Annotated in this window: 26 protein-coding genes and 2 tRNA genes; 10 read left to right on the plus strand and 18 right to left on the minus strand. The window is 51.1% G+C overall.

The window, feature by feature from the left end; all coding sequences use genetic code 11:
* Positions 1–51: 51 nt before the first annotated feature.
* The 3 genes from KFE80_02370 (at position 52) to purU (ending at position 2752) form a co-directional block, all read left to right on the plus strand.
* A complete protein-coding gene (locus tag KFE80_02370) occupies positions 52–1536 on the plus strand; it encodes a glutamate--tRNA ligase (protein UTW45777.1) in 1485 nt (494 codons plus the stop codon).
* An 83-nt stretch (positions 1537–1619) separates the two neighbouring features.
* A tRNA-Ala gene (locus KFE80_02375) sits at positions 1620–1695 on the plus strand.
* A 196-nt stretch (positions 1696–1891) separates the two neighbouring features.
* Positions 1892–2752: a formyltetrahydrofolate deformylase gene (purU, locus tag KFE80_02380; protein ID UTW45778.1), complete on the plus strand. Its 861-nt coding sequence runs from the start codon at positions 1892–1894 to the stop codon at positions 2750–2752.
* 22 nt (positions 2753–2774) lie between these two features.
* Here the strand turns inward: purU and KFE80_02385 are convergent, their stop codons facing one another.
* The 3 genes from KFE80_02385 to KFE80_02395 are packed head-to-tail and all read right to left on the minus strand — an operon-like array spanning position 2775 to position 6003.
* The gene (locus KFE80_02385) at positions 2775–3950 is read right to left on the minus strand and encodes an ABC transporter permease (GenBank protein ID UTW45779.1); all 1176 of its coding nucleotides are present in this window, start codon (positions 3948–3950) and stop codon (positions 2775–2777) included.
* Complete coding sequence (locus KFE80_02390; GenBank protein UTW45780.1) at positions 3947–4681, minus strand: ATP-binding cassette domain-containing protein; 735 nt, start codon at positions 4679–4681, stop codon at positions 3947–3949. Before KFE80_02390 ends, KFE80_02385 begins: the two co-directional genes overlap by 4 nt.
* Positions 4678–6003, minus strand: coding sequence for an alpha/beta fold hydrolase (locus KFE80_02395; protein ID UTW45781.1), 1326 nt, complete (start codon positions 6001–6003; stop codon positions 4678–4680). The genes KFE80_02390 and KFE80_02395 overlap by 4 nt, the downstream gene beginning before the upstream one ends.
* Positions 6004–6299: 296 nt before the next feature.
* Between KFE80_02395 and sdhC the strand changes: the two genes are divergently transcribed.
* Positions 6300–6680 (plus strand): succinate dehydrogenase, cytochrome b556 subunit, encoded by a 381-nt coding sequence (gene sdhC, locus KFE80_02400; protein UTW45782.1) that lies wholly within the window; start codon positions 6300–6302, stop codon positions 6678–6680.
* Entirely contained in the window at positions 6671–7003 is a 333-nt protein-coding gene (sdhD, locus tag KFE80_02405) for a succinate dehydrogenase, hydrophobic membrane anchor protein (GenBank protein UTW45783.1), read from the plus strand. Before sdhC ends, sdhD begins: the two co-directional genes overlap by 10 nt.
* Before the next feature lie 70 nt (positions 7004–7073).
* Here sdhD and KFE80_02410 read toward each other — a convergent pair whose 3' ends face one another.
* On the minus strand, positions 7074–7286 hold the full coding sequence (locus KFE80_02410) for a hypothetical protein (GenBank protein UTW45784.1): 213 nt from the start codon (positions 7284–7286) through the stop codon (positions 7074–7076).
* A gap of 139 nt (positions 7287–7425) precedes the next feature.
* On the opposite strand from KFE80_02410, the gene bcp reads away from it, so the two are divergent.
* The 3 genes from bcp to KFE80_02425 all read left to right on the plus strand — a co-directional run bounded on the left by bcp (position 7426) and on the right by KFE80_02425 (position 9736).
* A complete protein-coding gene (gene bcp, locus KFE80_02415; protein UTW45785.1) occupies positions 7426–7899 on the plus strand; it encodes a thioredoxin-dependent thiol peroxidase in 474 nt (157 codons plus the stop codon).
* Between the two features lie 93 nt (positions 7900–7992).
* Entirely contained in the window at positions 7993–8328 is a 336-nt protein-coding gene (gene yajC / locus KFE80_02420) for a preprotein translocase subunit YajC (protein UTW45786.1), read from the plus strand.
* Positions 8329–8455: 127 nt separating this feature from the next.
* On the plus strand, positions 8456–9736 hold the full coding sequence (locus KFE80_02425) for a sodium:alanine symporter family protein (GenBank protein UTW46596.1): 1281 nt from the start codon (positions 8456–8458) through the stop codon (positions 9734–9736).
* A 40-nt stretch (positions 9737–9776) separates the two neighbouring features.
* Here the strand turns inward: KFE80_02425 and KFE80_02430 are convergent.
* A tRNA-Pro gene (locus KFE80_02430) sits at positions 9777–9853 on the minus strand.
* Between the two features lie 245 nt (positions 9854–10098).
* Between KFE80_02430 and KFE80_02435 the strand changes: the two genes are divergently transcribed.
* Positions 10099–10758: a TetR/AcrR family transcriptional regulator gene (locus tag KFE80_02435; GenBank protein UTW45787.1), complete on the plus strand. Its 660-nt coding sequence runs from the start codon at positions 10099–10101 to the stop codon at positions 10756–10758.
* Between the two features lie 8 nt (positions 10759–10766).
* On the plus strand, positions 10767–11318 hold the full coding sequence (locus tag KFE80_02440) for a DUF1285 domain-containing protein (protein UTW45788.1): 552 nt from the start codon (positions 10767–10769) through the stop codon (positions 11316–11318).
* Between the two features lie 6 nt (positions 11319–11324).
* Here KFE80_02440 and KFE80_02445 read toward each other — a convergent pair whose 3' ends face one another.
* From KFE80_02445 to lolA, 13 genes are all read right to left on the minus strand, one after another.
* On the minus strand, positions 11325–12947 hold the full coding sequence (locus KFE80_02445; GenBank protein ID UTW45789.1) for an electron transfer flavoprotein-ubiquinone oxidoreductase: 1623 nt from the start codon (positions 12945–12947) through the stop codon (positions 11325–11327).
* A gap of 126 nt (positions 12948–13073) precedes the next feature.
* On the minus strand, positions 13074–13337 hold the full coding sequence (locus KFE80_02450) for a DUF3106 domain-containing protein (GenBank protein ID UTW45790.1): 264 nt from the start codon (positions 13335–13337) through the stop codon (positions 13074–13076).
* Positions 13330–13659, minus strand: a complete 330-nt coding sequence (locus KFE80_02455) for a hypothetical protein (protein UTW45791.1) — start codon at positions 13657–13659, stop codon at positions 13330–13332. Before KFE80_02455 ends, KFE80_02450 begins: the two co-directional genes overlap by 8 nt.
* Positions 13656–14267: an RNA polymerase sigma factor gene (locus KFE80_02460; protein ID UTW46597.1), complete on the minus strand. Its 612-nt coding sequence runs from the start codon at positions 14265–14267 to the stop codon at positions 13656–13658. Before KFE80_02460 ends, KFE80_02455 begins: the two co-directional genes overlap by 4 nt.
* Before the next feature lie 10 nt (positions 14268–14277).
* Positions 14278–14805, minus strand: coding sequence for a hypothetical protein (locus KFE80_02465; GenBank protein ID UTW45792.1), 528 nt, complete (start codon positions 14803–14805; stop codon positions 14278–14280).
* Between the two features lie 91 nt (positions 14806–14896).
* The gene (xthA, locus tag KFE80_02470) at positions 14897–15712 is read right to left on the minus strand and encodes an exodeoxyribonuclease III (GenBank protein UTW45793.1); all 816 of its coding nucleotides are present in this window, start codon (positions 15710–15712) and stop codon (positions 14897–14899) included.
* Positions 15709–17715, minus strand: coding sequence for a carboxy terminal-processing peptidase (locus tag KFE80_02475; GenBank protein UTW45794.1), 2007 nt, complete (start codon positions 17713–17715; stop codon positions 15709–15711). The genes xthA and KFE80_02475 overlap by 4 nt, the downstream gene beginning before the upstream one ends.
* A gap of 467 nt (positions 17716–18182) precedes the next feature.
* Complete coding sequence (gene gorA, locus KFE80_02480; protein ID UTW45795.1) at positions 18183–19538, minus strand: glutathione-disulfide reductase; 1356 nt, start codon at positions 19536–19538, stop codon at positions 18183–18185.
* An 18-nt stretch (positions 19539–19556) separates the two neighbouring features.
* Positions 19557–20270, minus strand: coding sequence for a tRNA (N6-threonylcarbamoyladenosine(37)-N6)-methyltransferase TrmO (gene tsaA / locus KFE80_02485; GenBank protein UTW45796.1), 714 nt, complete (start codon positions 20268–20270; stop codon positions 19557–19559).
* 16 nt (positions 20271–20286) lie between these two features.
* Positions 20287–21564, minus strand: a complete 1278-nt coding sequence (gene serS / locus KFE80_02490; GenBank protein ID UTW45797.1) for a serine--tRNA ligase — start codon at positions 21562–21564, stop codon at positions 20287–20289.
* 75 nt (positions 21565–21639) lie between these two features.
* Positions 21640–22008, minus strand: a complete 369-nt coding sequence (gene crcB / locus KFE80_02495; protein UTW45798.1) for a fluoride efflux transporter CrcB — start codon at positions 22006–22008, stop codon at positions 21640–21642.
* A 1-nt stretch (position 22009) separates the two neighbouring features.
* A complete protein-coding gene (locus KFE80_02500; protein UTW45799.1) occupies positions 22010–23356 on the minus strand; it encodes a replication-associated recombination protein A in 1347 nt (448 codons plus the stop codon).
* Between the two features lie 45 nt (positions 23357–23401).
* Positions 23402–24019 (minus strand): outer membrane lipoprotein chaperone LolA, encoded by a 618-nt coding sequence (gene lolA / locus KFE80_02505; protein UTW45800.1) that lies wholly within the window; start codon positions 24017–24019, stop codon positions 23402–23404.
* Positions 24020–24024 lie beyond the last annotated feature (5 nt).

A 24024-nucleotide genomic window follows, 5' to 3' on the forward strand; every position in this document is an offset into this window, starting at 1 on the left:
GGTGGCCTCTATAATACGCCGCTTTATTTCTCACACGAACCCGGACTACCCATGACCGTTCGCACCCGTATTGCTCCGTCGCCCACTGGCGACCCCCATGTGGGCACCGCCTATGTGGCCTTGTTTAATCTTTGCTTTGCCCGCCATCACGATGGTGAATTTATCCTTCGCATTGAAGATACCGACCAAACTCGCAGCACACCGGATTCGGAAAAAGCCATTCTCGATTCCCTGCGCTGGCTTGGCCTGAATTGGGATGAAGGCCCGGATATTGGTGGTGATCACGGCCCGTATCGGCAAAGTGAGCGTATGGATATTTACGGCCAATACGCCAAAGAATTGGTAGACAAAGGCCATGCGTTTTATTGCTTTGCAACGCCTGAAGAGTTGGATCAAATGCGTCGCGAACAAGAGGCGGCTGGTGAAGCGGTTAAATACGATGGCCGGGGTTTGAAGTTAAGCGCCGATGATGTCGAGCAGCGTCTCGCCGCTGGCGAGCCTTATGTGATCCGTATGAAGGTGCCGGAAGAGGGCACTTGTACGGTGAACGACATGCTGCGTGGTGATATCGAAATCCCCTGGAAGCAGGTGGATATGCAGGTGTTGTTGAAGGCCGATGGTATGCCCACCTACCATTTGGCCAATGTGGTGGACGACCACCTGATGAAGATCACTCATGTGATGCGCGGCGAAGAGTGGATCAATTCGGCTCCCAAGCACAAGCTGCTGTATGAATACTTTGGTTGGGAAATGCCAACCCTGTGTCACATGCCATTGCTACGCAACCCGGATAAAAGCAAACTCAGCAAACGCAAAAACCCCACCAGCATTACTTTCTACCGGGATATGGGTTACTTGCCAGAAGCGCTGCTGAATTACCTGGGTCGTATGGGCTGGTCGATGCCTAACGAAGAAGAAAAATTTACCCTGGCTGAAATGCAGGCAGCGTTCGATATTCACAATGTCTCGCTGGGTGGTCCGGTATTCGATGTGGAAAAGCTGGATTGGCTCAACGGCCGTTGGATTCGTGAAGACCTGGACGAAGAACAGTTTGCCGAGCGGGTAGCCGCCTGGGCGTTTAATCGCGATAACCTCAAGCGTATGGTGCCACTTATACAAAGCCGGGTAGAGAAGTTTACCGATATCGCACCACTGGCAAATTTTATGCTTTCGGGCCTGCCGGTGCTGGATGAAAGCAGCTTTGATAACAAGCGCCTGGACCGGGAAACCGTTTGCAAGATACTGCAATTCAGTTCCTGGCAGTTGGATGCGCTGCAAAACTGGGAAAGGGACAGCCTCTACAGTGAGTTAAACCAGCTTGCGCAGGCAATGGAGATCAAGCTCAAAGACTTCCTGTCTCCACTGTTTATCGCCATTGCTGGCTCGCCATCAGCACCGCCGCTGTTTGATGCGATGTCGATTTTAGGGGCCGATATGGTGCGTGCGCGAGTGCGCCATGGCTTGAACTCAGCCGGTGGTGTTTCCAAGAAACAGGCTAAAAAATTGCTCAAGGAATACCAGCAGTTAGGCCAATAACAGGGGTGAGTTTGAACCGCTTTTTTTGCCATAAATCCCCTTGACAGCCACAGGTGTCGCACCTAGAATGCGCACCTCTTTACGGGGCCTTAGCTCAGCTGGGAGAGCGCAACACTGGCAGTGTTGAGGTCAGCGGTTCGATCCCGCTAGGCTCCACCACTTTCTTTTGAAAGAATGAAAACCCTACGCGAAAGCGTGGGGTTTTTTGTTTTTTAAAACTGTTGAACCAAAGCACCTAAATTAACTACTCATACAAAGACGAGTAGTCATTAGGCGCCGATGTTTTGCGGCACCTTTTTAACCCCTCGTGCTACTATTCGCGCCTTATCTGCCATACAAAAAGCTAAGAACCACTATGGAAACCCGCTATATTTTGACGGCCTGTTGCGCCTCTGGCGTCGGCATTGTCGCCGCTATTACCAGCTGTCTCGCCAAATGCGATTGTGATATTACGTCTCTCGAACAATTTGACGATGACACTGGAGAGCGCTTTTTTATCCGCGCTGTGTTCCGCCCATTGGAAGCTGCTCCGAATATCGACTCCGTACGCAGTGAATTTGCCGATGTGGCCGCAGGGTTTGGTATGCAGTGGCAAATACGCGACCAGTCTACGCCGGTAAAAACCCTGATTATGGTTTCCAAGTACGACCATTGCCTTAACGACCTGTTGTATCGGTTGCGCAAGGGTGAGTTGAATATGGAAGTAACGGCGGTGGTGTCAAACCATCAGGATTTGCGCTCAATTCCGGAAAGAGAGGGCATTCGCTTTGTGCATCTGCCAGTGACCCCAGATAACAAGGCTGATCAGGAAGCCCAGTTGTTATCGCTGGTGGAAGAAACTGGTACGGAGCTGGTGATTCTTGCTCGCTACATGCAAATATTGTCTGATAACTTATGCCAGCAGCTGTCTGGGCGCTGCATTAATATCCACCATTCGTTTTTGCCGGGCTTTAAAGGCGCCAGACCTTACCACCAGGCTTACGAGAGAGGGGTGAAAGTGATCGGTGCCACCGCCCACTACGTAACCTCTGACCTGGATGAAGGGCCGATTATTGAGCAGGTATTGACCCGAGTTGATCACAACTACCAGCCGGAAGATTTGGCCCGAGTCGGCCGTGACAATGAGTCTCAAGCCTTGGCCAGAGCGGTGAAATACCATATGGAGCGCCGGGTATTTCTTGACGGTAATAAAACCGTCGTGTTTTTGGGTGGCTAATTTAGATAGACAGCTTAGAAGGTTAGCTGTTGAACACCAAATTCGGGCGGCTGTAGAGTCTGGCCGCCACCACCGCCAGTAATAGTCCCAGCAGGGCAGAGCTGGCAATGCAGCTGAGTGCCCAGGTAAGCTCTATAGTTTCACCTTTAATCAGCTGATTGATAATCACACTTTGGGACAGCAGTGGCACCCAACTCATCCAAAACTGCTCTTTCAGCGGGCTGACCATCAGCCATATACCCGGAACCATTGGCACCAGCTGCAGAAAAGACAAGTACGTCTGCGCCTCGCGAAAGCCTTTGCTGAAGGCGGCAATAATGGTTTGCAGGCTGCTGGCGATCAGGGCCACAGGCAATACCACCGCGAAACAGCTGAGCAGTACCCGGGGTGACAGGTTGGGCTGAATATTATCGACGTTGCTGGAAATAATCTGCGCTGACAGGGCAAACGCCAGCAGTGCCACCACCAATGTCAGCACACAAAAGCAAAAAGTGGCGGTGAGTTTGCCGGCCATGATTTGCCAGCGCGGTACGGCGGTTATTAATAACGGCTCCAGTGATTGGCGCTCTCGCTCGCCGGCGGTGGTGTCAATGGCCAGGTACATGCCTCCGATAAATACAGTCATTAATACGAAAAAGGGCAGTACGCCAAATACCAGGGCGCTTTGACTGTCTGGTGTCGACAAGTCCATTTCTCGGGTGCGAACCGCTTGAGCGATTGTTGGGTCGATACCTCTCAAGTACAGCCGTAGGGAGCCAGTTTGTTGGCTGTAACTGGATAACAAAGCCTGTAGGCGATTACGGCTGAGTTGTGCCTGCTGCTGGCTGCGGTCTGTGATAATTTCCACGCTGGCAGGTTCACCGCTGCGCCACTGTTGTGGGTATTTTTCTGGGATACGCAACACCACATCGTATTTTTTATTGCGCACAGCCTGTTCCGGATTTGGGGGGGCAGCCAACACCTCCACACCTTGGCGCTTTAAAAAGGCGACCAGATTCTGGGCGTATTCGACGCCAACAATGGGCAGTTGTAGCGGGGCTTGAGCCTTTTCTTGAGCTTGCTGGCTGATGGTGGTTAACATCAGGGTCATCACCAGAGGGCCAATCAGTGGCCCAAACAACAACGAGGAAGTCAACGCCCGGCGATCACGCAGGTTGTCTTTGATTTCTTTTAACGCAACAGTCCACATTGCCCTCATAACGCGATGCCCTCGCCACTGCCAACCAGGGTGACAAATGCGTCTTCCAGGGTGGTTTTGCCCGCTTGCTCTATGAGCTCTGTTGGTGAGCCTTCAGCAATGACTTTGCCGGTGGCGATAATAATTACCCGATCGCAAAGTTCAGCCACTTCTTGAAGAATATGGCTGGAAAACAGCACACAGCGGCCATTGTCCCGCTGTTCACGTATAAAGGTACGTAGTGCACGGGTACTCATTACGTCAAGTCCATTTCCAGGCTCGTCCAGCAACAGGTTCTGCGGTTGATGCACCAATGCTCGAGCAATCGCGACTTTTACTCGCTGCCCCTGAGAGAAGCCGTCGGTTCGCCGATCGATAAAGCTCTCCATGTCCAACGCGTGGCTCAGTTGTTCAATGTTGTCGCTAATTTCCGGCTCAGCAACACCCTGTAATTGTGCGAAGTAACGGATGTTCTCCCGGGCCGTGAGGCGCTGGTACAAACCTTTCGCATCTGGCACAACACCCATGGAGGCTCGCACAACCTGTGCTTGTTGCTGAGGGTTGATGCCATCCACCTCAATGGCTCCAGAGTCTGGTTGCAGCAGCGTGTAAAGCATGCGCAAAGTGGTGGTTTTGCCCGCTCCGTTTGGCCCCAGAAGGCCGGTTATCTCGCCATCGCGGGCACAAAAGCTGACACCATTAACCGCATCTACTTTGCCAAAAGATTTGTGCAGGGCTTTCACTTCAATCATGGTTCTGCACCCATCAACGTGGTGAAAAATGGCGTATTCCCCATGGGCTGTAAACAGGACATATCGAGGTTTTTATTGCTTTCATCGTTAAGAAACTGGTTGATCACTGCAGGCATACAGCCTCGCTGGATAACGGAGTGCCCCTGACCTTTGGCGACGATGTGGCGGCCATTGGCGTATTGTTGAAGTGCCTGCTCTCCGTACTTGGGTGGTGTTACCGGGTCGTATTCACCAGATAGCAATAAAACAGGTGTACTGCTGGAGAACGCTTTGTGGAAGTCGCGCGGCGAGCTACCTAAACGCCAGTTGGGGCACACTTGTTCGCTGATTTGCGTCATGACGTCCCCTAATAGCAGGGCTGGATCATCACCTGCGGGTGATTTTGGCTGGCGCAGTGCGTGGGCGTAATCTTCACTGCAGATGACAGACCACTCCATGCCTCGGCTAATCGCGCCTTGCAGTTGCCCCTCGATCATCAGTGCGGAGGTGGCTACCTGGCCCAAATCGTTGTTGTCTGCTGCTTCAGAAATCAACAGAGGCAGTAGCGCCTGAGTTTCTGGTGCGTAACTGAGCAAGCGAATGGCTGTTGCCAGCACATCCTTGGACACTTGTATCTCGGTTGTTTTACCACTGACAGGGTGTTTTACGGTGAGAGTGGGTGGCGCCTCTGTAGTTTTTTGAACCAACTGTTGTAGCTTGGCTTGCAGCCGGGGGAAACGTTTGTTGCAGTCATTGGATCGCTCACAGCGTTTGAATAAGTCATTTAGAGTTTGCTGCAGGTTTGTTGCGTGCTCGCTGCCTACCACCAGTTCAGTCGGCAGCACACCGTCGAGTATCACTGTGCTGATAGAGTCAGGGTGATATTTCAGGTAGGTCTGCGCTACCCGGGTGCCATAGGAAACACCGAGTATATGGATTTTGTCGTACCCAAGAGATTGACGAATTTGTTCAAAATCACTGATAGCAATGGAGGTTGTATAGAATCTCGGGTCACCCTTCAACTGTTGCAGGCAGTCACGAACATAGTTGGCCAATTGCTCGGGGGCGAGTGGCTCAGATACCTGGCTGTGTTGCGCAGGGCAGTTCAGCGGGTTTGATTGGCCGGTGCCTCTTTGGTCAATCAGCACAATATCTCGCTGTTGGCGAATTTGATGAAAGCGATTCAACAGAGGTGCAAAAGAGTCTATGGCGCCTTGACCTGGCCCTCCAGCAAACATAAACAGCGGGGCTTTGTTGGCAGTGGATTTGCGAGCAGGAATCACAGCGAGATGTATCGGAATTTTCCGGCCATCCGGTTGAGCCGGATTTTCAGGGACAGGCAATATCCCACATTGGGCCTTAACGCTGGTGTTTGCTAACAGGCAAGAGGTTAGCTGCAATGGCTTGTGGGTTGGGTCAGCCGTTGCTGGAAGCACCAAAGAGAGCAGAAAAACGGCAATATACCCGCAAACAGAAGTAGGGCGCATAAAAAGATAGTGCATTTATTGTGATTAGTGAGCCTGGAAGATACTACATTTAGGTATTATGGGTGTCCATCTGCGCAGCTCATTGGTAGAATGCACCGGCTTGGGGTCGCTCAATAAAAGCGACGTTCCATAGGGGGGCTTTAGGAGAAGATATGAATAATAGTCGACCTGTAAACCTTGATTTGGGAACGGTTGCGTTTCCGATTACTGCGATTGCATCCATCCTGCACCGTGTTTGTGCAGTTATCAGCTGGGTAGGCATTGGCTTTCTGCTGATGGCCTTGGCTTTGGCGCTGGGTTCACCAGAAAGCTACGATGCACTGGTTTCTGTTCTCAGAGAGAACCTGCTGGCGCAAATCGTTGCCTGGGGCTTGTTAACCGCTTTTGGTTATTACTGCATGGGAACCATCAAACACATTGTCCAGGACTTTGGCCTTTGTGAAGACTTCCAGGGTGGCAAAACCATCTCCTGGATCGCGATTTTGGGCGGAATTATTATCAGTATTGCTGCGGGGGTGATGATATGGGCCTGATGAGTGGTAATGGTACACGCCAGTGGGTATTCCAGCGTTTGAGCAATGCACTGACCGTCGTATTTGGTATTGTGATGCTCAAGGTTTTGATGAGTAATGATCTGAGCCACGAGTCTCTGGTCGCGTTGTTCTCCGGCCAGGCTTTTCAGATTTACGCAGGTCTGACTCTGCTATTTGTTTGCTTCAACTCTATCTTGGCCGGCTGGCAGATTGAGGGGGATTACCAGAAAAAACTGCACATCCCTAAAAACCTGCTGACTACAGTGGCTGTTGTGCTGAGCCTCTGTTACTTAGTGTGTGGCTTGATGCTGCTGTTTCGTTAATTCACACACAGCAAAATAAAAAGGCCGGCTCACATCAATGAGCCGGCCTTTTTTGTTCACAAGGAACAGCTTAGATATCCATCGCTTTAATGGACAGCTCCTCTAGAGGCTTTTTAACCACCTCATCGGCCACGTAAGATTTCATTTCATCAATAGAGCCAAAGTGGCGACTCATGTCGTACTCGCCTTTAAAATTGTTGCCGCTGTCGTCTTCCAGCCTGGCCAGCTGAAATTTACTGCCGCCTTCGCCACGACCGCGGATAACGTAGTATTCAAGATTCATCGCTTTTTCCTCATATATGCATGACGTGTGCGCCATTGTTATGTGGGCCTGATTGTAACCCAATGTCGGCGTTTTGTTGTAGACTTTGGCGTTTACCGGCCGACAACAGACCCTATTTTTATCACACCGGAGATGTGCAATGGCATACCCCAAAATTGGCAATATGGCACCGGCATTTACGTTGCTCAACCAAAATGGCGACAAAGTCTCTCTCAAAGACTTTCGTGACAAAAAACACGTGGTGCTCTATTTCTACCCTAAAGCCATGACCCCGGGCTGCACCGTTCAAGCCGGTGGTATTCGCGACAGCCGCAAAGCATTGGATAAACTCGATGTGGTGGTGTTGGGGGTTAGCCCAGATCCAGTGAAACGGCTGGACAAATTCATTCAGCGCGACGAGCTCAACTTTGACCTGCTCTCTGATGAAGATCACGCCATTGCCGACAAATACGGGGCTTGGGGGCCAAAGAAATTTATGGGTAAGGAGTTTGACGGCATTTTGCGCACCACCTTTATTATCGGCAAAGATGGTCGCTTAAAAGAGGTGTTGAACAAGTTCAAAACCAAAACCCACCATGAAGATCTACTCGCCTGGTTACAGGAAAATCTGTGATTTTGGCCCTAATAAACCCTGGGCATTGAGACCCACCTCGGAAACCGCTAAAGTGCACGGTTTTCTACCATTTCGAATATAGAGAGAGAGTTTATGTCCTGGTTGATTCCTGCAGCCCAAGCAGCTGAAAGCGCACCTGCCCCACAGGGTGGCAGCCCGATGGGCTCATTGCTGCTGTTCGGCGGTATGTTCCTGATTTTCTGGTTTTTGATTATTCGCCCCCAGCGTAAGCGCCAGAAAGAACACCAGGCCCTGGTTGCCGCGCTGGGCAAAGGTGACGAAGTGGTTATGACCAGCGGCATGCTGGGCAGCATCAAGCAAGTGGACGATACCTACGTGGTTATTGAAGTGGCTGAAGGGGTGGAAATGAACTTCCAAAAAGCCGCAGTACACGCGGTATTGCCTAAAGGCACTATCAAGAAAATTTGATAAATAGCCACAAAAAAAGCCGCCATGTGCGGCTTTTTTTGTGGCTGTCACTATTACAGTGGAGGGTTACGTGGAGCAATTTGCCACTTTGGTTGATACCGTCAATGGTTGGGTGTGGGGGTATGTAATGATGTTCCTGCTGTTGGGAACCGGTATCTACCTGACAGTGGGCTTAAAATTTATCTCTATTCGCAAGCTTGGCTATGCCTTTTCTCAGCTGTTCAAAGGGCGACGAGGCAACGGCGATGGCGATATCAGCCCGTTCAATGCATTGATGACGTCTCTGTCGGCAACCATTGGAACTGGCAATATTGCAGGAGTTGCAACAGCCATAGGGGTTGGCGGCCCAGGTGCTCTGTTCTGGATGTGGATGACAGGCTTGGTGGGTATGGCTACCAAGTTTGCCGAAGCTGTGTTGGCGGTGCGTTACCGGGAAGTTGATGCCGATGGTCGCCATGTGGGTGGCCCCATGTACTACATTCGCAATGGTCTCGGCCGTCATTGGGCCTGGCTGGGGGTTCTTTTTGCCTTCTTTTGCGGGTTTGGAGGCACCGGCACTGGCAATATGATTCAGGCAAATTCCATTGCCAAGGCGATGGAATCTACGTTTTCTATAGATCCAATGGTCACTGCTGGGGCTTTGGTGCTATTGGTCGGTTTCGTGATTATTGGTGGTGTTCAGCGTATTGCTCAGGTAGCCGGTGCTCTGGTGCCTTTTATGGCAATTACCTATGTGACCGCTGGGTTGGTGATCTTGTTGATGCACGCCCCGGAGATTCCTGCGGCTATTGCTTTGGTATTTGAAAGTGCGTTTGCGCCTACTGCCGCTGTGGGCGGTTTTGCTGGAGCCGCCACTAAAATTGCTGTGCAGTATGGGGTGGAGAGAGGGCTGCTTTCCAACGAAGCCGGGCAGGGCAGTGCGCCTATTGCCCATGCTGCAGCGGAAACAGATAACCCGGCGCGCCAGGGCACTATTGCCATGCTGGGTACGTTCATTGACACCCTTGTGGTGTGCACCATCACCGGCTTGGTATTGGTTGTTTCAGGGGTCTGGACCAGCGGTGCTGAAGGTGCTGGTATGACCGGCTTGGCATTTTCCAATAGCCTGCCTGGCGGTGGTTATATTCTGGCGCTGGGATTGGTGTTGTTTGCCTTTACCACTATGCTGGGCTGGGCTTATTACTCTGAACGCTGTATGGAATACTTGTTTGGCGAACGCTCTATCAGCTGGTTTCGTTATTATTGGATAGCGGTTATACCGGTGGGTGCATTGATGGAGTTGGGCACCGTGTGGAAGCTGACCGGTATTTTTAATGGGCTGATGGCTTTCCCAAATTTGATTGCCTTGTTGCTGCTGAGCCCGGTGATTTTTAAAGCGGCTAGTGAGTACTTTGCGGATAAATCGTAGAATTTTGAGAGCTTCTTAAAGCTGTCAACAGTGCTGATACTGGTCGGAGTGAGAGGATTCGAACCTCCGACCCCCTCGTCCCGAACGAGGTGCGCTACCAGGCTGCGCTACACTCCGAAAGCTTTGGTGGCATTAAAAGCGGCCGCAATTATAGCACTGTTAAAAGGCCTGTGAATGAGCGTTGGATCACCTGAAAGTAGCCAGGTTTGATGCACAGATTACCTCTAATTCTTCTTTAAAAACGCCAAATTAACCCATTGGATATCAACAAAAACGCCATTTTATTTGTCCTATTGCTTATAGATGCCTATGCTTAAAGGGTTCTTTTGATCTTATTGATGGTAACGCGCTGTAAAAACACTATGAAAACAAGCAGAAATTCCAGTACCGAAAAAATTCTCGAGAAAAAGCGCCGTTTCTTGGCCCGGGAAGAAGGTATTGTCGAAGCTGCATTGGCGCTGTTGCTGGAAAGAGGGGTAGATCGAGTAACTGTATCGGATATAGCTCACTCGGCGGGCATAGGTAAAGGCACTGTTTACAAGCATTTTTTGACAAAAAACGAAATCCTGATGCGCATTGTGATGGATTACGAGCGGCGTTTGAGTGAAAGCCTGAATGCAGGCATTGAGCGAGCCCGAAATGGTGAGCCAGGAGCTGCAGCAATGGCGTATTTTCAGTGGCGGCTCAGTAACCCATCCCTGGACCGCCTGGTTCAACAGCTGGAAATGCGCCTTGAAGCAGAACCGGAAATGCTGACTGAGTTAAAGGAATTGCACAGTTTACGCCACTCAAATATGGACAGTTTGAACAGCATGGTGGAAGACTTGATCAAGGAAGGCCGACTGGAAAATGTGCCCCCGCATCACCACTACCTGGCGTGCTGGGCTTTGGCTCAGGGCGCTGTAGAGCTGTTTTTTAACAAAACTCTGGATATTCTGGATATCAGCGACAAGCGTGAGTTGCTGAATTACATCACCAGTATTGGGGTTACTATGGGCAATCGCGGTCAGCTGAAAGGGTAGCCACTGCAATGGCTCAGTTGGGTTCACTATTTACCACTCTCCTTGAACAACAAAAAAAATCCAGCGATTCTCTTCCCCCCGTAGACAAATGGGCCCCGCCATTTTGTGGCGATATGGATTTGGTCATACGCCGGGATGGTGCCTGGGTACACCAGGGAGACCCCATCAAACGGGAGGCTCTGGTAAAACTGTTTTCCACAGTGTTAAAACGGGAGGAAGATGAATACTTTCTGGTAACTCCCGTTGAAAAATTGCGTATTCGCGTAGAATGCGCGCCCTTTTTGGTGGTTGATGTAAAACGTTGCAGGCAGGGCGATCAGAGTGCTCTGCTGTTTACCACCAATACCGGTGACCAAGTCATTGCCAGTGCTGACAACCCCATTTGGATGCAAACGCTTCAGTCTGAAGCGCTGCCTTTTATCACGGTGAGGTCCAATTTACCTGGCTTGCTCAACAGGGCTGTTTATTACCAGTTGGCAGAATGGGCGGAGTACCAGTTGCTTGAAGGCCAGCAAGTGGGTGGGGTGACCAGCCTTGGTGCTTTTTTCCCGTTAGAGTAATTGCCATTACATATTGGGGTAGTTGGGACCTCCACCGCCTTCAGGAGCAACCCAGTTAATGTTTTGGCTGGGGTCTTTTATGTCGCAGGTTTTGCAGTGTACGCAGTTTTGGCTGTTAATTTGGAACTGTTTGCCGTCTTCCTTTTCGACAATTTCGTAAACTCCGGCAGGGCAATAGCGCTGCGCAGGCTCGTCAAACACCGGCAAATTATGGCTGAGAGGTAGAGTACTATCGGAAAGCTGCAGGTGGCAGGGCTGGTCTTCTTCGTGATTGGTGTTGGACAGAAATACTGAGGAGAGTTTGTCAAAACTCAACACCCCATCGGGTTTGGGGTAATTCATAGGGCTGCACTCAGCCGCGGGCTTTAAGGTTTGCCAGTCTGGTGTTGGGTCGGAGAGTGTCCAGGGCAAGCGGCCGTTGAACAGGTTGATATCAATAAACGCGTAAGCGGCACCGAGCACATTGCCCCAGCGGTGTTGCGCCGGCCCGAAATTTCGCTGCATATGCAGTTCTTTCCAGGCCCAGCTGCCCCGGTAAGCGGTTTCAAAGTTGTTGAGTTCGTCGTTGTTGCGGTTCGCTGCAAGTGCTTCGGCTATGGATTCAGCAGCCACCATGCCGCTCTTCATTGCCGTATGGGTGCCTTTGATTTTGGCAAAGTTTAGTGTGCCCGCATCATCGCCAATTAGCAGACCCCCAGGGAAGGTCATTTTTGGCTGTGACTGAATGCCGCCTTTGGTCAGTGCTCTGGCTCCGTAGGAGATGCGTTCACCGCCTTTGAGATAGCGTGCAACGGAAGGGTGCAACTTGTAACGCTGGAATTCGTCGAATGGGCTGACATGGGGGTTGCTGTAGGAAAGGTCGGTAATCAGGCCAACGGCAACTTGATTATCTTCCAGGTGGTAGAGAAAGCCGCCGCCTCGGGAGTCACTTTCTGTCAGTGGCCAGCCGGCACTGTGAAGCACCAATCCTTTCTCATAATTTTCTTGAGGTATCTTCCACAACTCTTTGATTCCAATGCCGTAGTGCTGTGGCTCTTTGCCCTCATCCAACTGATAACGACCAATCAGTTGTTTGCCTAAGTGCCCTCGGCAGCCTTCGGCAAATACGGTGTATTTGGCGTGCAGTTCCATGCCCGGCATATGACTGTCTTTGGGTTCGCCATTGGCGGCAACACCCATATCTCCAGTAGCAATGCCGCGAACACCCCCTTGCTCGTCATAGACGATTTCAGCGGCGGCAAAACCCGGGAAAATTTCCACGCCTAACTGCTCTGCCTGTCCAGCCAGCCAGCGACACAAGTTGCCCAGACTGATGATGTAGTTACCGGTGTTGTGCATAGTTTTTGGCGCAAAAAAGCCGGGGATGTTGCGCGACTTTTGCCCATCAGATAACAACAGAATCAGGTCCCGAGACACTTTGGTGTGCAACGGTGCTTCCCGTTCTTGCCAATCGGGAAACAGTTCATTTAGCGCACTGGGCTCAAACACTGCGCCAGAAACAATATGCGCACCCACCTCAGAGCCTTTTTCAACAATGCAAACACTGGTCTCGGGAGACAGTTGTTTGAGCCGGCAAGCGGTAGACAGTCCCGCAGGGCCTGCACCCACAATCACCACATCGTATTCCATAGACTCTCTTTGCACAGGGATACCCTCTGGTTATGCTAAAGAGTTGATTCTAGCGCGCTTAAACGGGATCGTCACAGGGTGGTGTGATTAAAAAGTGTCCGGTGGGTCTTACGGGAGAGTGTTTTGCTATTTTTGTTGTTTTTTCTTCTGTTTTTGCCACTTTTCGCGCAGGCGGCGCTGCTGCTCCGGTGACAGATCCTGATAGCGTTCGCGCACATCGCGTATACGATTACGCTGTTTAGGGGAAAGGAATTTGTAGTTTTTACGTTCTTTTTCTTGCTTGTGCTGTTTGTCTTTGTTGTCGGCGTAGACCTCTGAGGATGGGGCGCCGATCAGAAGCACCGTGAGAGCGAAAATAGGGGCAGCTGTTTTCATTGGGGCGTTATTCATCAATGCCTTCGATAGCATCAGTTTCCAATAACCACTGGTAAAAATCCAGGTTTTGTTCTAGGTCATTTTCCAGTGCTGCTACGGAGTTTTCCAGAGCCGTATTGTTGTAATTAAACATCGGCGCAAACAACATGGCGACAACAATAACCGTAGCCATGGCAATAGCGAAGCCAGACCAGGTTAACATGGGTTGTGGCTCGGCCTGGCTGTCCAGGGCTGCTTGCCGAGCCCCTGCAATCTGTTCCTGCAGGTCATCCGGCATTGTGTGTTCAGATTCCCGGAGAGCATCTTGCAGCTGTTTTTCCAACTTAGGTTGAATCATGTCCAGTAACCTTCCAGTTTTTTTCGCAGGGATTGCAGCGCCCTGAAATAGTGGGTTTTTACACTGCCTTCACTGCATTGCATAGCACTTGCTGTTTCAGCGGTGCTTAGGCCTTCCCAGCAACGCAGCATAAACGCCTCCCGCTGGCGACGGGGCAGGGCCTGCAGCGCTTGTTCCAACTGCGCAATGCGCTCAGTACTTTCCAGCTCGGCGTCGGGATTTACGTGCTCTGCGGCTGCCACGTATTCATAAGGGTCGGCAGCCTGCGCTTCGGGCTCAATGGTGGTTGGTTTTAGTCGCTCAATCCAGGTCCTGTAGCGATTTTGTACAGCCCGACGGCGATGAAAATCATTGATGCGACTGCGCAAAATCCGGTAAAACAAAGGGCGCCAGTCGTCCCATGTCCGGTCGCCATACAACTGAGCCAGTTTGGCCATGGTGTCTTGAAGAATTTCCAGCGCATCCTCGCGGTTGCCAACAGCAACTTGCGCCATGCGAAAGCCACGCTTTTCCACAGAGCGCAGAAATTCATTTAAAGTGCGGTTATCCAGCACAACCTCCCACTTCAGGGGGGAAGTGGCCAGATTAACAGCGCAGCTGCTTGCCATGGCCATGGTTTCAGCTGCCATTGTATCTGGCTGCGTGGTAAGAGCGGTAGTGTTGTTCGTGATTACCCTCAACAATTTCCGCAGGCTCATGGTCGTTATCATGGTGCTCGCTGTGATAATGATAGTGCTCGTGGTAATCATCTTGGGGGTTGTCCAGAGCGTGATGCAACAGCTCCGAGGCGACAACTGCCCCGGCTAACCATTTAACCCCATCGTACCTACAGTAATCGTTCCGATAGTGACGCCGGTGGTTGCGATAATGGCGTCTGTAGTGGCGGTCATTACGGTAGTAACGCTTGTTGTAGTTTGGGTAAATGTGGAAGTTGTAGTTCCGGTTGTAATGGCGGTTGCGATAGTTGCGCCGGTACTTGCGGTGATGACGTTTGTGGGTGCGGTAGTGACGTTTGTGGTGAACGCTTTCGTAGCCGTCAGCGAAATGCGCGTACAGAGTAACACCCTGGTAATCACGGTGGTCTGCATGGGCGCTGCTGGCCCCAAAAGCAATGGCCAAAATGGCGGTTTGCAGCAAAAACTTCATGGCTGTCTCCCTTATCAATCAGGCATACAGCAGAAAACGCCTGTTGAAGAGGGTGGTTGACAGGTATTGAGCGCTTTATAAGGGGGGTCGATTAAAGATTAAATTCTGCCCACACGGGTGCGTGGTCAGACGGTTTTTCCATCCCTCGAACCTTATAGTCGATTCCTGCGTCAGAGCAGTGTTCAAGCAGGCCGGGTGTGGCCAAAAGGTGGTCTATGCGCAGGCCGCGTTTTGGTTCGCGCTCAAAACCTCTGCTGCGATAGTCAAACCAGCTGTAATGCTCTTGGCTGTCAGGGAAGTGCTCGCGATAGCAATCCCTAAGCCCCCAGTCGTAAAGGGCTTGATACCACTCTCGCTCTATGGGCAAAAATGAACACTTACCACTGCGCAGCCAGCGCTTGCGGTTGTCGTCACCAATGCCAATATCCAGATCAGAAGGGGATATGTTCATATCGCCCATTATCAGCAGGTGATCACTGGGGCTGTAGGCGTCATTCAACAGAGCCAATAAGTCGGCGTAAAAACGTTTTTTTGCAGGGAATTTTTGAGGGTGATCCTGATTTTCCCCCTGGGGGAAATAGCCGTTAATGACGTGTAAATTCTGTCCGTTTTGCAAGGAAATAGTGGCACCAACTAGCCTTCGTTGGGCGTCATCTTTGTCAGTGAGGAAGCCTTTAAAAGTGGCTGCCGGAGCCTGGCGGCAGAGTAGGGCGACGCCGTAGTGACCCTTTTGACCGTGAAACACAACGTGGTAACCCATGTCTTCAACAGCCTGCAAGGGAAATTCATCATCGTGAACTTTGGTTTCTTGTAGCCCGATCACCTCTGGTTGGTGTTGGGTGATCACTTCCTGCAATTGGTGCAAACGGGCACGTAGCCCGTTTACGTTGAACGATACAAGTTTCATTGATGGCTAATGGGGTTGTCGTTGTTTATTTGAATTTGCTGGGCAAACACTTTGGGGTTTTGCTCAAGGAGTACCATGTCAGCCACGATGCGGCCGGCTTCCATCAACAGCGGATCTTTTTCAGCCAGTGGAAGGGCGTCCTGATCAATATTATCGGATGCGGTTTCGTACTCGGAATAATCTTTGTAAGGCTCCAGGCCTTTCGCGACTCGCCGTTGGTTTTCCAGCTCCAGTTGAAGCTGCTCCCTTTGTGCCAGAGTGCCGCGGCGTTCTTCCAGGTTAAGGCTCAGGGGTTGTTCGTTTTCTTTTCGAAAACGCTTGCTCAAAGCGGCAGCCTTGGCAACAAAGTCGAAATCCGGGTCGTTAGCAGCTCTCTGCTGATGGCTTTGTTCAAGCAGTACCACTTTGTCCGACAAATCGCCGTAATTTCTGTGTGGGGCCGCTTTGATACGATCCCAGGGGAGCGCGTTGTCGTTGCTGCTTTCGCCGATTTCTTCAGGGTCAAAATTGCTGGGGAAGGCAATATCCGGAATGATGCCGCGGTTTTGGGTGCTGTCGCCAGATACCCGGTAGAACTTTGCTTCAGTGAGCTTGAGCTGGCCCTTGCCAAGAGGCTGAAGGGTTTGCACTGTGCCTTTGCCAAAACTCTGACTGCCCACAATCACGCCACGTCCGTAATCTTGAATAGCGCCGGCAAAAATTTCAGACGCGGAGGCGCTTAGGCGATCAATAAGTACCACCAGAGGGCCTTTATAGGCGGCAGGGCGGCGAGAACGCTGAGTGCGGTCAATCTGGCCATTGCTGGATCGGATCTGAACAACGGGCCCCGGATTGATAAACATATCGCTCAGGTAGGTGGCTTCAAGCAGTGAGCCGCCACCGTTGGCGCGTAAATCCAAAATAACGCCATCCACACCTTCATCGTTAATCAGCTCGCCCATCAGGCGAGATACATCCTTATGTGTGCTGCGGTAGTTGCGATCATTATTTCGCAATGCTTCAAAATCGAGGTAGAAAGTAGGAATATCAATAACGCCTACTTTGTACATCAAATCACCCACTGGCACTTCTATTACTTGCTTTTGGGCGGCCTGATCTTCCAGCTTCACTTTGTCACGAACGATATCGATCTGTTTGGTCAAGCCAGATGAGCTGGCTTCACCGGGTATTACTCGCAATGAGGCAATGCTGTCTTTAGGGCCTCTAATCAGCGTTACGGCGTCATCCAGGCGCCAGCCGATCAAGTTGGTTGGCTCGTCATCTCCTGGGTTTTGAATGGCAATAATTTTATCCCCGACAGCTAACTCACCTTGTTTAGCGGCAGGCCCACCGGGAACAATACGAACCACTTCAATATGATCATCGCTGCGCTGCAAAACCGCGCCAATGCCCTCTAGTGAAAGGGACATATTAATATTGAAAGTGTCGCTGTTGCTGGGTGAAAAGTAATTGGTGTGCGGATCGAAGAGGGCGGCGGTGACTCGAGCGTAGGTGCTGAAAACGTCTCGTGATTCTGTTTGTAAAGTGAACTTACGTTCGTTTTGGTAGCGTTTCAGCAACTGTTCCCGTGCATTTGCCAGCTCCTCTCCAGCCAACAGCTTTTGTACTATTTCCGCTTCCATGCGTTTACGCCACCAATTATCGCGCTCTTGTACGGATTTTAACCAGGTGCGGTCTTCATGTTTCTGCGGCAAAGACTCTTTATCGTCCAGATTAAATTCAAAATCGCTTTCCAGCAGCGCAATGTTCTTGTTCAACTGCTGTAAACGAATATCTCGCAATCTATTGAAGGCGGAGAAACCAAAGCTGACTCGGCCTTGCTTTAAAGCTTCGTCCAGCGATGAGCGCCAATGAGACATGGCGTCGATATCTGACTGCAGGAAGTAACTTTTGGTGTTATCCAGAGTATCCAGATAAGTGTCGTAAAGCTCTTGGGAGAAGCTGTCGTCGATAGCCCGTTTTTGATAGTGGCCGGCTGCCAGACTTAACACCATCTCTTTCATAAGCTTCTTATGTTGCGGCTCTGGCCTTAGCGGTAGCTCATTGGATGGCGATGTTGCAGAGGCGTATGCAGCTATAGAGAAAAGAATGGCTGGCAGCACATAACGGCAAATATTGGGCATAAGGAGTACTCACAGATCTCAGTTCACCCCAATAAGACAAGGGGCTTTTCTTGGAGTTTAACACCGGCTACAGATTTTTCCGCCAGCATGGCAACACTTTTTTACACGTTGTGTTGGTTGGTACACAAAAGGTCGTAGAGAAGAGACGGTTTTGGGGTGTAAGTCTGGGGCTCCTATCGTATATTTGATTTCGCATAATGTATATTATGTTAAATTAAATATAAAAGCCGAGGACTGTAATGAAAAACAGCGGTACACCCCACTTCTGTTATTTCATATAAAAATAAGGGCCTGAAATCATTAAGGCCCTTATCTATCAATAAATTACTTGGTGAATTTAAAGTAAATTATTCGACAGGCGTTCTCATGGTGACAAACTCTTCCGCAGCGGTTGGATGAATCCCTACCGTATTGTCGAAGTCTGTTTTTGTGGCGCCGGCTTTCATGGCGATACCAATGCCTTGGATAATTTCTCCGGCATGGTCACCCAGCATGTGACAGCCAACTACCCGATCACTGGCTTTATCGACGATCAGTTTCATCAACACTTTGTCGCTGCCTCCGCCCAGGGTTTGTTTCATGGCTCTGAACTGACTCTTGTAAATCGTCACATCGCCGTACTGCTCTCGCGCCTGCTCTTCACTCAGGCCAACGGTTCCGATATTGGGTTGGCTGAACACTGCGGTTGGAATGTCACTGTAATCCACAGATGTATGTTCGTTTTTATAGAGCGCAGCGGACAGCGACATGGCTTCGGTGATTGCTACGGGCGTTAGTGCAACCCGGTCAATCACATCGCCGATGGCGTAGATGCTGGGCTCAGCAGTCTGAAAGTTATCGTCTACTACAATGGAACCGTTGTCGCGCACTTCGACGTTGGTGCTGTCGAGCCCAAGGCCCTGCAAATTGGCCTTGCGGCCAGTGGCGTACATAACCTGGCCGACTTCCAGTGAAGAGCCGTCGGTTAAGGTGGCAGTTAGCAGCTCATTTTCACCGCGCTCGATCGACTCAATGTTGGTATTAAAGTGCAGATGAACACCCTTCTGCTTCATTTCGGCAGCTAAGGCTTCACGAATGTCGTCATCAAAGCCACGCAGGAACATTGGGCCGCGATAAATCAAGTGGGTTTCAACGCCCAAGCCATTGAATATTCCAGCGAATTCCACGGCAATATAACCGCCGCCAACAACGATAATTTTCTCCGGCAGCGATTCCAGATAAAAGGCTTCGTTAGAGGTAATCGCCAGGTCTTTACCGGCGATGTTTGGTACAAACGGATAACCGCCTGTGGCAACCAGAATACGCTCTGCAGTAATGGTTTCGCCATTTACGGATACCTGATTGGGGCCAGTAATGGTGGCTTTGTGCTCGTAAAGTGTCACACCGGAACCATCGAGTAAGTTGCCGTAGATACCATTCAGGCGCTCAATTTCAGCGTTTTTATTGGCGATCAGGCGCTGCCACTGGTGTTTTGGCTCAACATCGATATCCCAACCAAAGCCTTTGGCCGCAGAAAATTCGCCAGCAAATTCAGATGCGTATACAAACAATTTCTTGGGAACACAGCCAACGTTAACGCAGGTGCCGCCCAGGTACTGCTGTTCGGCAACAGCGACTTTGGCCCCGTATTGGGCAGACATGCGCGCTGCCCGGACTCCGCCAGAACCAGCGCCAATAACAAACAGATCGTAGTCGTAACTCATAGTGATTCCTTTTATTTCTCACATTTGTTCAATTCGTAGCACGTGGAAGCCGTCAGCTGTGACTGTCCAAACCACATTGAAATCGTAAAGTTTTACACCGTATTCCCTGCCTGCGTCGGCAGCTTGGTTGTGCCGATAAGCCGGCCTGGGGTCTTGAGACAATAATTGGCAAATAAATTCCCTCAGCCCAGCATATTGCGCCTCTTTTTCGTGAAGCTGCTCTTCCGCTTCACAGGCAAATTGCACTTCAATGCTGGCGCTTGGCGGTTCGCTGGCAAAACCTGCTGATGTTTCCGGCAAGCTGTCGGCATAAGGGACGTAAGGTTTTATGTCCACCACGGGTGTTTGATCAAGCAAGTCATGACCACTGATTTGCAGTGAAATAACGCCCTCCTCTGCCAATACTTGCTCCAGCGCGACTACAGACATGCCCAATGGGTTGGGGCGGAATGTTGAGCGAGTGGCAAATACGCCGGTCTTGCGGTTGCCTCCCAAGCGTGGTGGCCGTACCAATGGCTTCCACCCCTGAGCGAGGGTTTCGTGGAACACAAACAATACCCAGATATGGCTGAACTGTTGCAAGTCTCGCACTGTGTCCGGGTGGTTGTAAGGTGGCAACAACTCTATGCGCCCTTTGCCTCCAGGCACCAGCCCTGGTTGCCTGGGTATGGCAAATTTCTCCCGGTATGGGGAGTGAACAATGCCGATGGTGCCGAAGCAATGAGTGCTCAACGACCTGCCCAGCGGGTTACGGCGCAATAACGCTGATGCCGCCCAGATAAGGCTGCAATACCTCGGGAACAACCACACTGCCGTCCGCTTGCTGGTAGTTTTCCAGCACCGCTACCAGGGTACGCCCTACTGCCAGGCCGGAGCCATTAAGGGTATGCAGTAATTCGGGTTTGCCGGTTTCCGGGTTGCGCCAACGGGCCTTCATGCGGCGTGCCTGGTAATCGCCAAAGCTGCTACAAGAGGATATTTCCCGGTATTTGCCCTGGGATGGTAGCCATACTTCAATGTCATAGGTTTTAGTGGCAGAGAAGCCAATATCACCACCGCAGAGCACCACAGTACGGTACGGCAATTCCAGCTTTTCCAGAATTACCTCTGCGCAGCGGGTCAGTTCTTCCAGTGCCTGCCAGGACGTTTCTGGCTTGACGAACTGCACCATTTCCACTTTTTCAAACTGGTGCTGCCGAATCATGCCGCGAGTGTCACGACCATAGCTGCCCGCTTCACTGCGGAAGCATGGAGTATGTGCGGTTAATTTCATGGGCAGCTGTTCCGCATCCAGTATTTCGTCGCGCACGATATTGGTGACAGGAACCTCAGCGGTTGGAATCAGGTAAAACTCCCGCTCATCAGTCAGTTTGAACAAGTCCTCTTCAAATTTTGGCAATTGGCCGGTGCCAAATAAAGAATCCCGATTGACGATATAGGGCACATAGGTTTCGGTGTAACCGTGCTCGCTGGTGTGTGTGTCCAACATAAACTGAATCAGTGCCCGGTGCAGACGAGCAACCCCACCGGTCATGGTGGCAAAGCGGGAACCGGAAATTTTTGCCGCGGTTTCGAAATCCATTCCTCCAAGCGCAGCGCCCAAGTCGACATGGTCTTTCACCTCAAAGTCGAATTCTTTGGGCGTTCCCCAGCGACGAACCTCCACGTTGTCTTCTTCAGAGCTGCCTTCTGGCACAGAGTCGTGCGGAACGTTGGGTATGCTCAGCAACAATTCCTGAAACTGTTGCTGCACTTGATCAAGTTCAGTTTTAGCTGTTTCAAATTGTTCGCCAAGGGATGCGACTTCCGCTTTTAGTGCATCCACATCGCCGCCATTTTTGATGGCTTGGCCAATAGACTTTGATAGGGTTTTGCGTTCTGCCTGCAGAGCCTGGGAGTGCGCTTGCAGCTCGCGGCTTTTTGCCTCCAGGGTTTGAAAATGGTTGCCATCGAGTTGATAGCCCCGTTTGCTTAGTGCGGCGGTTACCGCGTCGATATCTGCGCGGATTAATTTGGGATCAAGCATAGTGAAACAGTCTTTTATTGTATGAAGCTAATAATCTGTGAAGCTAATATTTTATGAAACTAATGTTTTATAAAGTTAAAGCAATCGCGCCAGCCAGATCGCCGTAAACGTGGCCGCCAAACAACCGGCGACACTGACAAACACATAGCTGGCACTCAGTACCGGGTGGCCATTCTGCCACAAAGCCAGGGCATCGAGCGAGAATGCAGAAAAGGTAGTAAATGCCCCTAAAAAACCGATCATCAACAGGCTGCGCCATTCTGCGGGCATGCCTTTATCCACCACAAAAACATACAGCAGGCCCATAACGAATGAGCCAGACAGGTTGACCAGCAAGGTACCCAGAGGAAAGCGTTCGCCCAGCAAGGGGAAAACCAAAGTGTTGAGCCCGTAACGACATACAGCGCCCAGTGCCCCACCTGCAGCGACAGCCAGCCATTGCATGCTAGTGCCCTGCTCCGCTGTCTTTGGGATAGCGCCGGTTTTTGCTGGAATTATCGAGATCTTTCAAGTGCTTTAGCTTCTCGGCGATTTTCTGTTCCAAGCCTCGGTTAACCGGCTGATAGTAACGTTGATGTTGCAGGGGCTCTGGCAAATAACATTCCCCGGCTGCATAAGCTTCGGGTTCGTCGTGAGCGTAGCGATACTCAGCCCCATAATCCAGTTCTTTCATCAGCTTTGTGGGCGCATTGCGTAAATGCAGGGGCACCTCGTGGCTGGGCTGCTTGCGCACATCCGCCATGGCTTTTTTAAAGCCGGCGTAAACCGCGTTACTTTTGGGGGCTGCCGCCAGGTAAACCAATGCCTGAGCAATGGCCAACTCGCCTTCCGGGCTGCCCAATCGCTCTTGAGTTTCCCAGGCGTCCAGGCAAATTCGCAGCGCTCTGGGGTCGGCATTGCCAATATCTTCGCTGGCCATGCGCACTACCCGGCGGGCGATATACAGCGGGTCGCAGCCACCGTCCAGCATACGAGCCAACCAGTACAGTGCGGCATCTGGAGAAGAGCCGCGCACCGATTTGTGGAGCGCTGATATCTGGTCGTAAAAATTTTCTCCACCTTTATCAAAGCGTCGAGTGTCTGCTACCAACACCTCCTGAACATTTTCTAGGGCAATTTCACCACTCTGCCCGGCCAAATCGCTGGCGATTTCCAGCAAGTTTAAAGCGGTGCGCGCATCACCGTCTGCGGCGGCCACCAGTGCCGCCATGGCGTCTTTATCAATGGAGAGGCTTGGCGGAAGATTGGATTGTTCTGATGCCAAGGCGCCCTGAACCACTGCGGTCAGCTCCTCTTCACTGAGGCTGCGCAACACATAAACCCGACAGCGAGACAACAGCGCGTTATTCAATTCAAAAGATGGGTTTTCGGTGGTGGCACCAATCAAGACAACGGTGCCATCTTCTACAAAAGGTAAAAACGCGTCCTGCTGGGATTTGTTAAAACGATGTACTTCGTCCACAAACAGAATGGTTTTCCGGCCCCGTACATCCCGTTCTTCTTCCGCCCTGGCAATGGCGGCGCGAATTTCTTTAACGCCGGATAAAACCGCGGAAAGGGTTTCAAAATGGGCGTCGGCGCTGTGGGCAATAATTTTTGCCAGCGTGGTTTTACCAACACCCGGTGGCCCCCAGAAAACCATGGAATGGAGCAAACCATTGGTAATGGCGTCTCGAAGCGGTTTACCTTCGCCGAGAATATGAGTTTGACCGATATACTGCTGCAAGCTCTGTGGCCGCATGCGAGCAGCCAGGGGGCGGTAGACGTCTTGCTGGAACAGAGATTGAGTCATGGGTTAAAAGTGAATTTTCGCCTGCGCGGGGCTGACGATTAATCGTCAGTTATGGATAACATCCACCCCTTCCGGAATGTCGAAAACAAACAATTTTTCTTCCAGCGCAGGATTTACACTCACTTTATCTAGCGTAATCAGGGTTTGTTCACCAAGGTTGTCGACCACCTTAATGGCGTTGGGATGACCGCTGGAGAATTCGATTTGCACCAGTTCGTAGAGGCTATCCGCCAGCAGCGGATAAAGTAAAAACTGATTGGCCGCCTTACCTTGTTCAATGCGGTAGTTGTTGCTGAGCCGTTCGAAATCCCCCATTAGCAACAGTGCCGGAGAGCTGTCGTTTTCCGGGTTTACTGCCTGAATGGTTACTTGCTCCAGATCCGGGTCATAAAACCAAAGGGTGCTGCCGTCGCTAATCAGCTGCTGGCCGAAGTCGCCATCGACAATCCAGCGAATTTGGCCTTGGCGAGTGACCTGCATCTGTCCACGCTGGGAGAGTTCCGTCAAAACCACTCCATTGGCATCTTGTTGCTGTTGACTAAATTGCCCCTGCATGGATTCGATGGGAGCCAGCAGGGCTTGCAGGCGCTCAGCAGCGGGTTGCCCCCCCGCGTGTCCCTGGGCACAACACATCACTGTGAAAACCAACGCTATCAATCGCATAAAAT

This window comes from bacterium SCSIO 12696, from assembly GCA_024397955.1.
Taxonomy (GTDB): Bacteria; Pseudomonadota; Gammaproteobacteria; order Pseudomonadales; family Porticoccaceae; genus SCSIO-12696.

Coding starts and splice junctions, on each gene's coding strand:
- sdhD (UTW45783.1), top strand. CDS start 6,671: ATGGGCCTGATGAGTGGTAATGGTACACGCCAGTGGGTATTCCAGCGT.
- KFE80_02385 (UTW45779.1), bottom strand. CDS start 3,950: ATGAGGGCAATGTGGACTGTTGCGTTAAAAGAAATCAAAGACAACCTG.
- xthA (UTW45793.1), bottom strand. CDS start 15,712: ATGAAACTTGTATCGTTCAACGTAAACGGGCTACGTGCCCGTTTGCAC.
- KFE80_02465 (UTW45792.1), bottom strand. CDS start 14,805: ATGAAGTTTTTGCTGCAAACCGCCATTTTGGCCATTGCTTTTGGGGCC.
- KFE80_02445 (UTW45789.1), bottom strand. CDS start 12,947: ATGGAATACGATGTGGTGATTGTGGGTGCAGGCCCTGCGGGACTGTCT.
- crcB (UTW45798.1), bottom strand. CDS start 22,008: ATGCAATGGCTGGCTGTCGCTGCAGGTGGGGCACTGGGCGCTGTATGT.
- KFE80_02500 (UTW45799.1), bottom strand. CDS start 23,356: ATGACTCAATCTCTGTTCCAGCAAGACGTCTACCGCCCCCTGGCTGCT.
- purU (UTW45778.1), top strand. CDS start 1,892: ATGGAAACCCGCTATATTTTGACGGCCTGTTGCGCCTCTGGCGTCGGC.
- KFE80_02455 (UTW45791.1), bottom strand. CDS start 13,659: ATGATTCAACCTAAGTTGGAAAAACAGCTGCAAGATGCTCTCCGGGAA.
- KFE80_02370 (UTW45777.1), top strand. CDS start 52: ATGACCGTTCGCACCCGTATTGCTCCGTCGCCCACTGGCGACCCCCAT.
- KFE80_02475 (UTW45794.1), bottom strand. CDS start 17,715: ATGAAAGAGATGGTGTTAAGTCTGGCAGCCGGCCACTATCAAAAACGG.
- KFE80_02435 (UTW45787.1), top strand. CDS start 10,099: ATGAAAACAAGCAGAAATTCCAGTACCGAAAAAATTCTCGAGAAAAAG.
- gorA (UTW45795.1), bottom strand. CDS start 19,538: ATGAGTTACGACTACGATCTGTTTGTTATTGGCGCTGGTTCTGGCGGA.
- KFE80_02460 (UTW46597.1), bottom strand. CDS start 14,267: ATGGCAAGCAGCTGCGCTGTTAATCTGGCCACTTCCCCCCTGAAGTGG.
- serS (UTW45797.1), bottom strand. CDS start 21,564: ATGCTTGATCCCAAATTAATCCGCGCAGATATCGACGCGGTAACCGCC.
- KFE80_02390 (UTW45780.1), bottom strand. CDS start 4,681: ATGATTGAAGTGAAAGCCCTGCACAAATCTTTTGGCAAAGTAGATGCG.
- lolA (UTW45800.1), bottom strand. CDS start 24,019: ATGCGATTGATAGCGTTGGTTTTCACAGTGATGTGTTGTGCCCAGGGA.
- sdhC (UTW45782.1), top strand. CDS start 6,300: ATGAATAATAGTCGACCTGTAAACCTTGATTTGGGAACGGTTGCGTTT.
- KFE80_02450 (UTW45790.1), bottom strand. CDS start 13,337: ATGAATAACGCCCCAATGAAAACAGCTGCCCCTATTTTCGCTCTCACG.
- bcp (UTW45785.1), top strand. CDS start 7,426: ATGGCATACCCCAAAATTGGCAATATGGCACCGGCATTTACGTTGCTC.
- KFE80_02410 (UTW45784.1), bottom strand. CDS start 7,286: ATGAATCTTGAATACTACGTTATCCGCGGTCGTGGCGAAGGCGGCAGT.
- KFE80_02425 (UTW46596.1), top strand. CDS start 8,456: ATGATGTTCCTGCTGTTGGGAACCGGTATCTACCTGACAGTGGGCTTA.
- yajC (UTW45786.1), top strand. CDS start 7,993: ATGTCCTGGTTGATTCCTGCAGCCCAAGCAGCTGAAAGCGCACCTGCC.
- KFE80_02440 (UTW45788.1), top strand. CDS start 10,767: ATGGCTCAGTTGGGTTCACTATTTACCACTCTCCTTGAACAACAAAAA.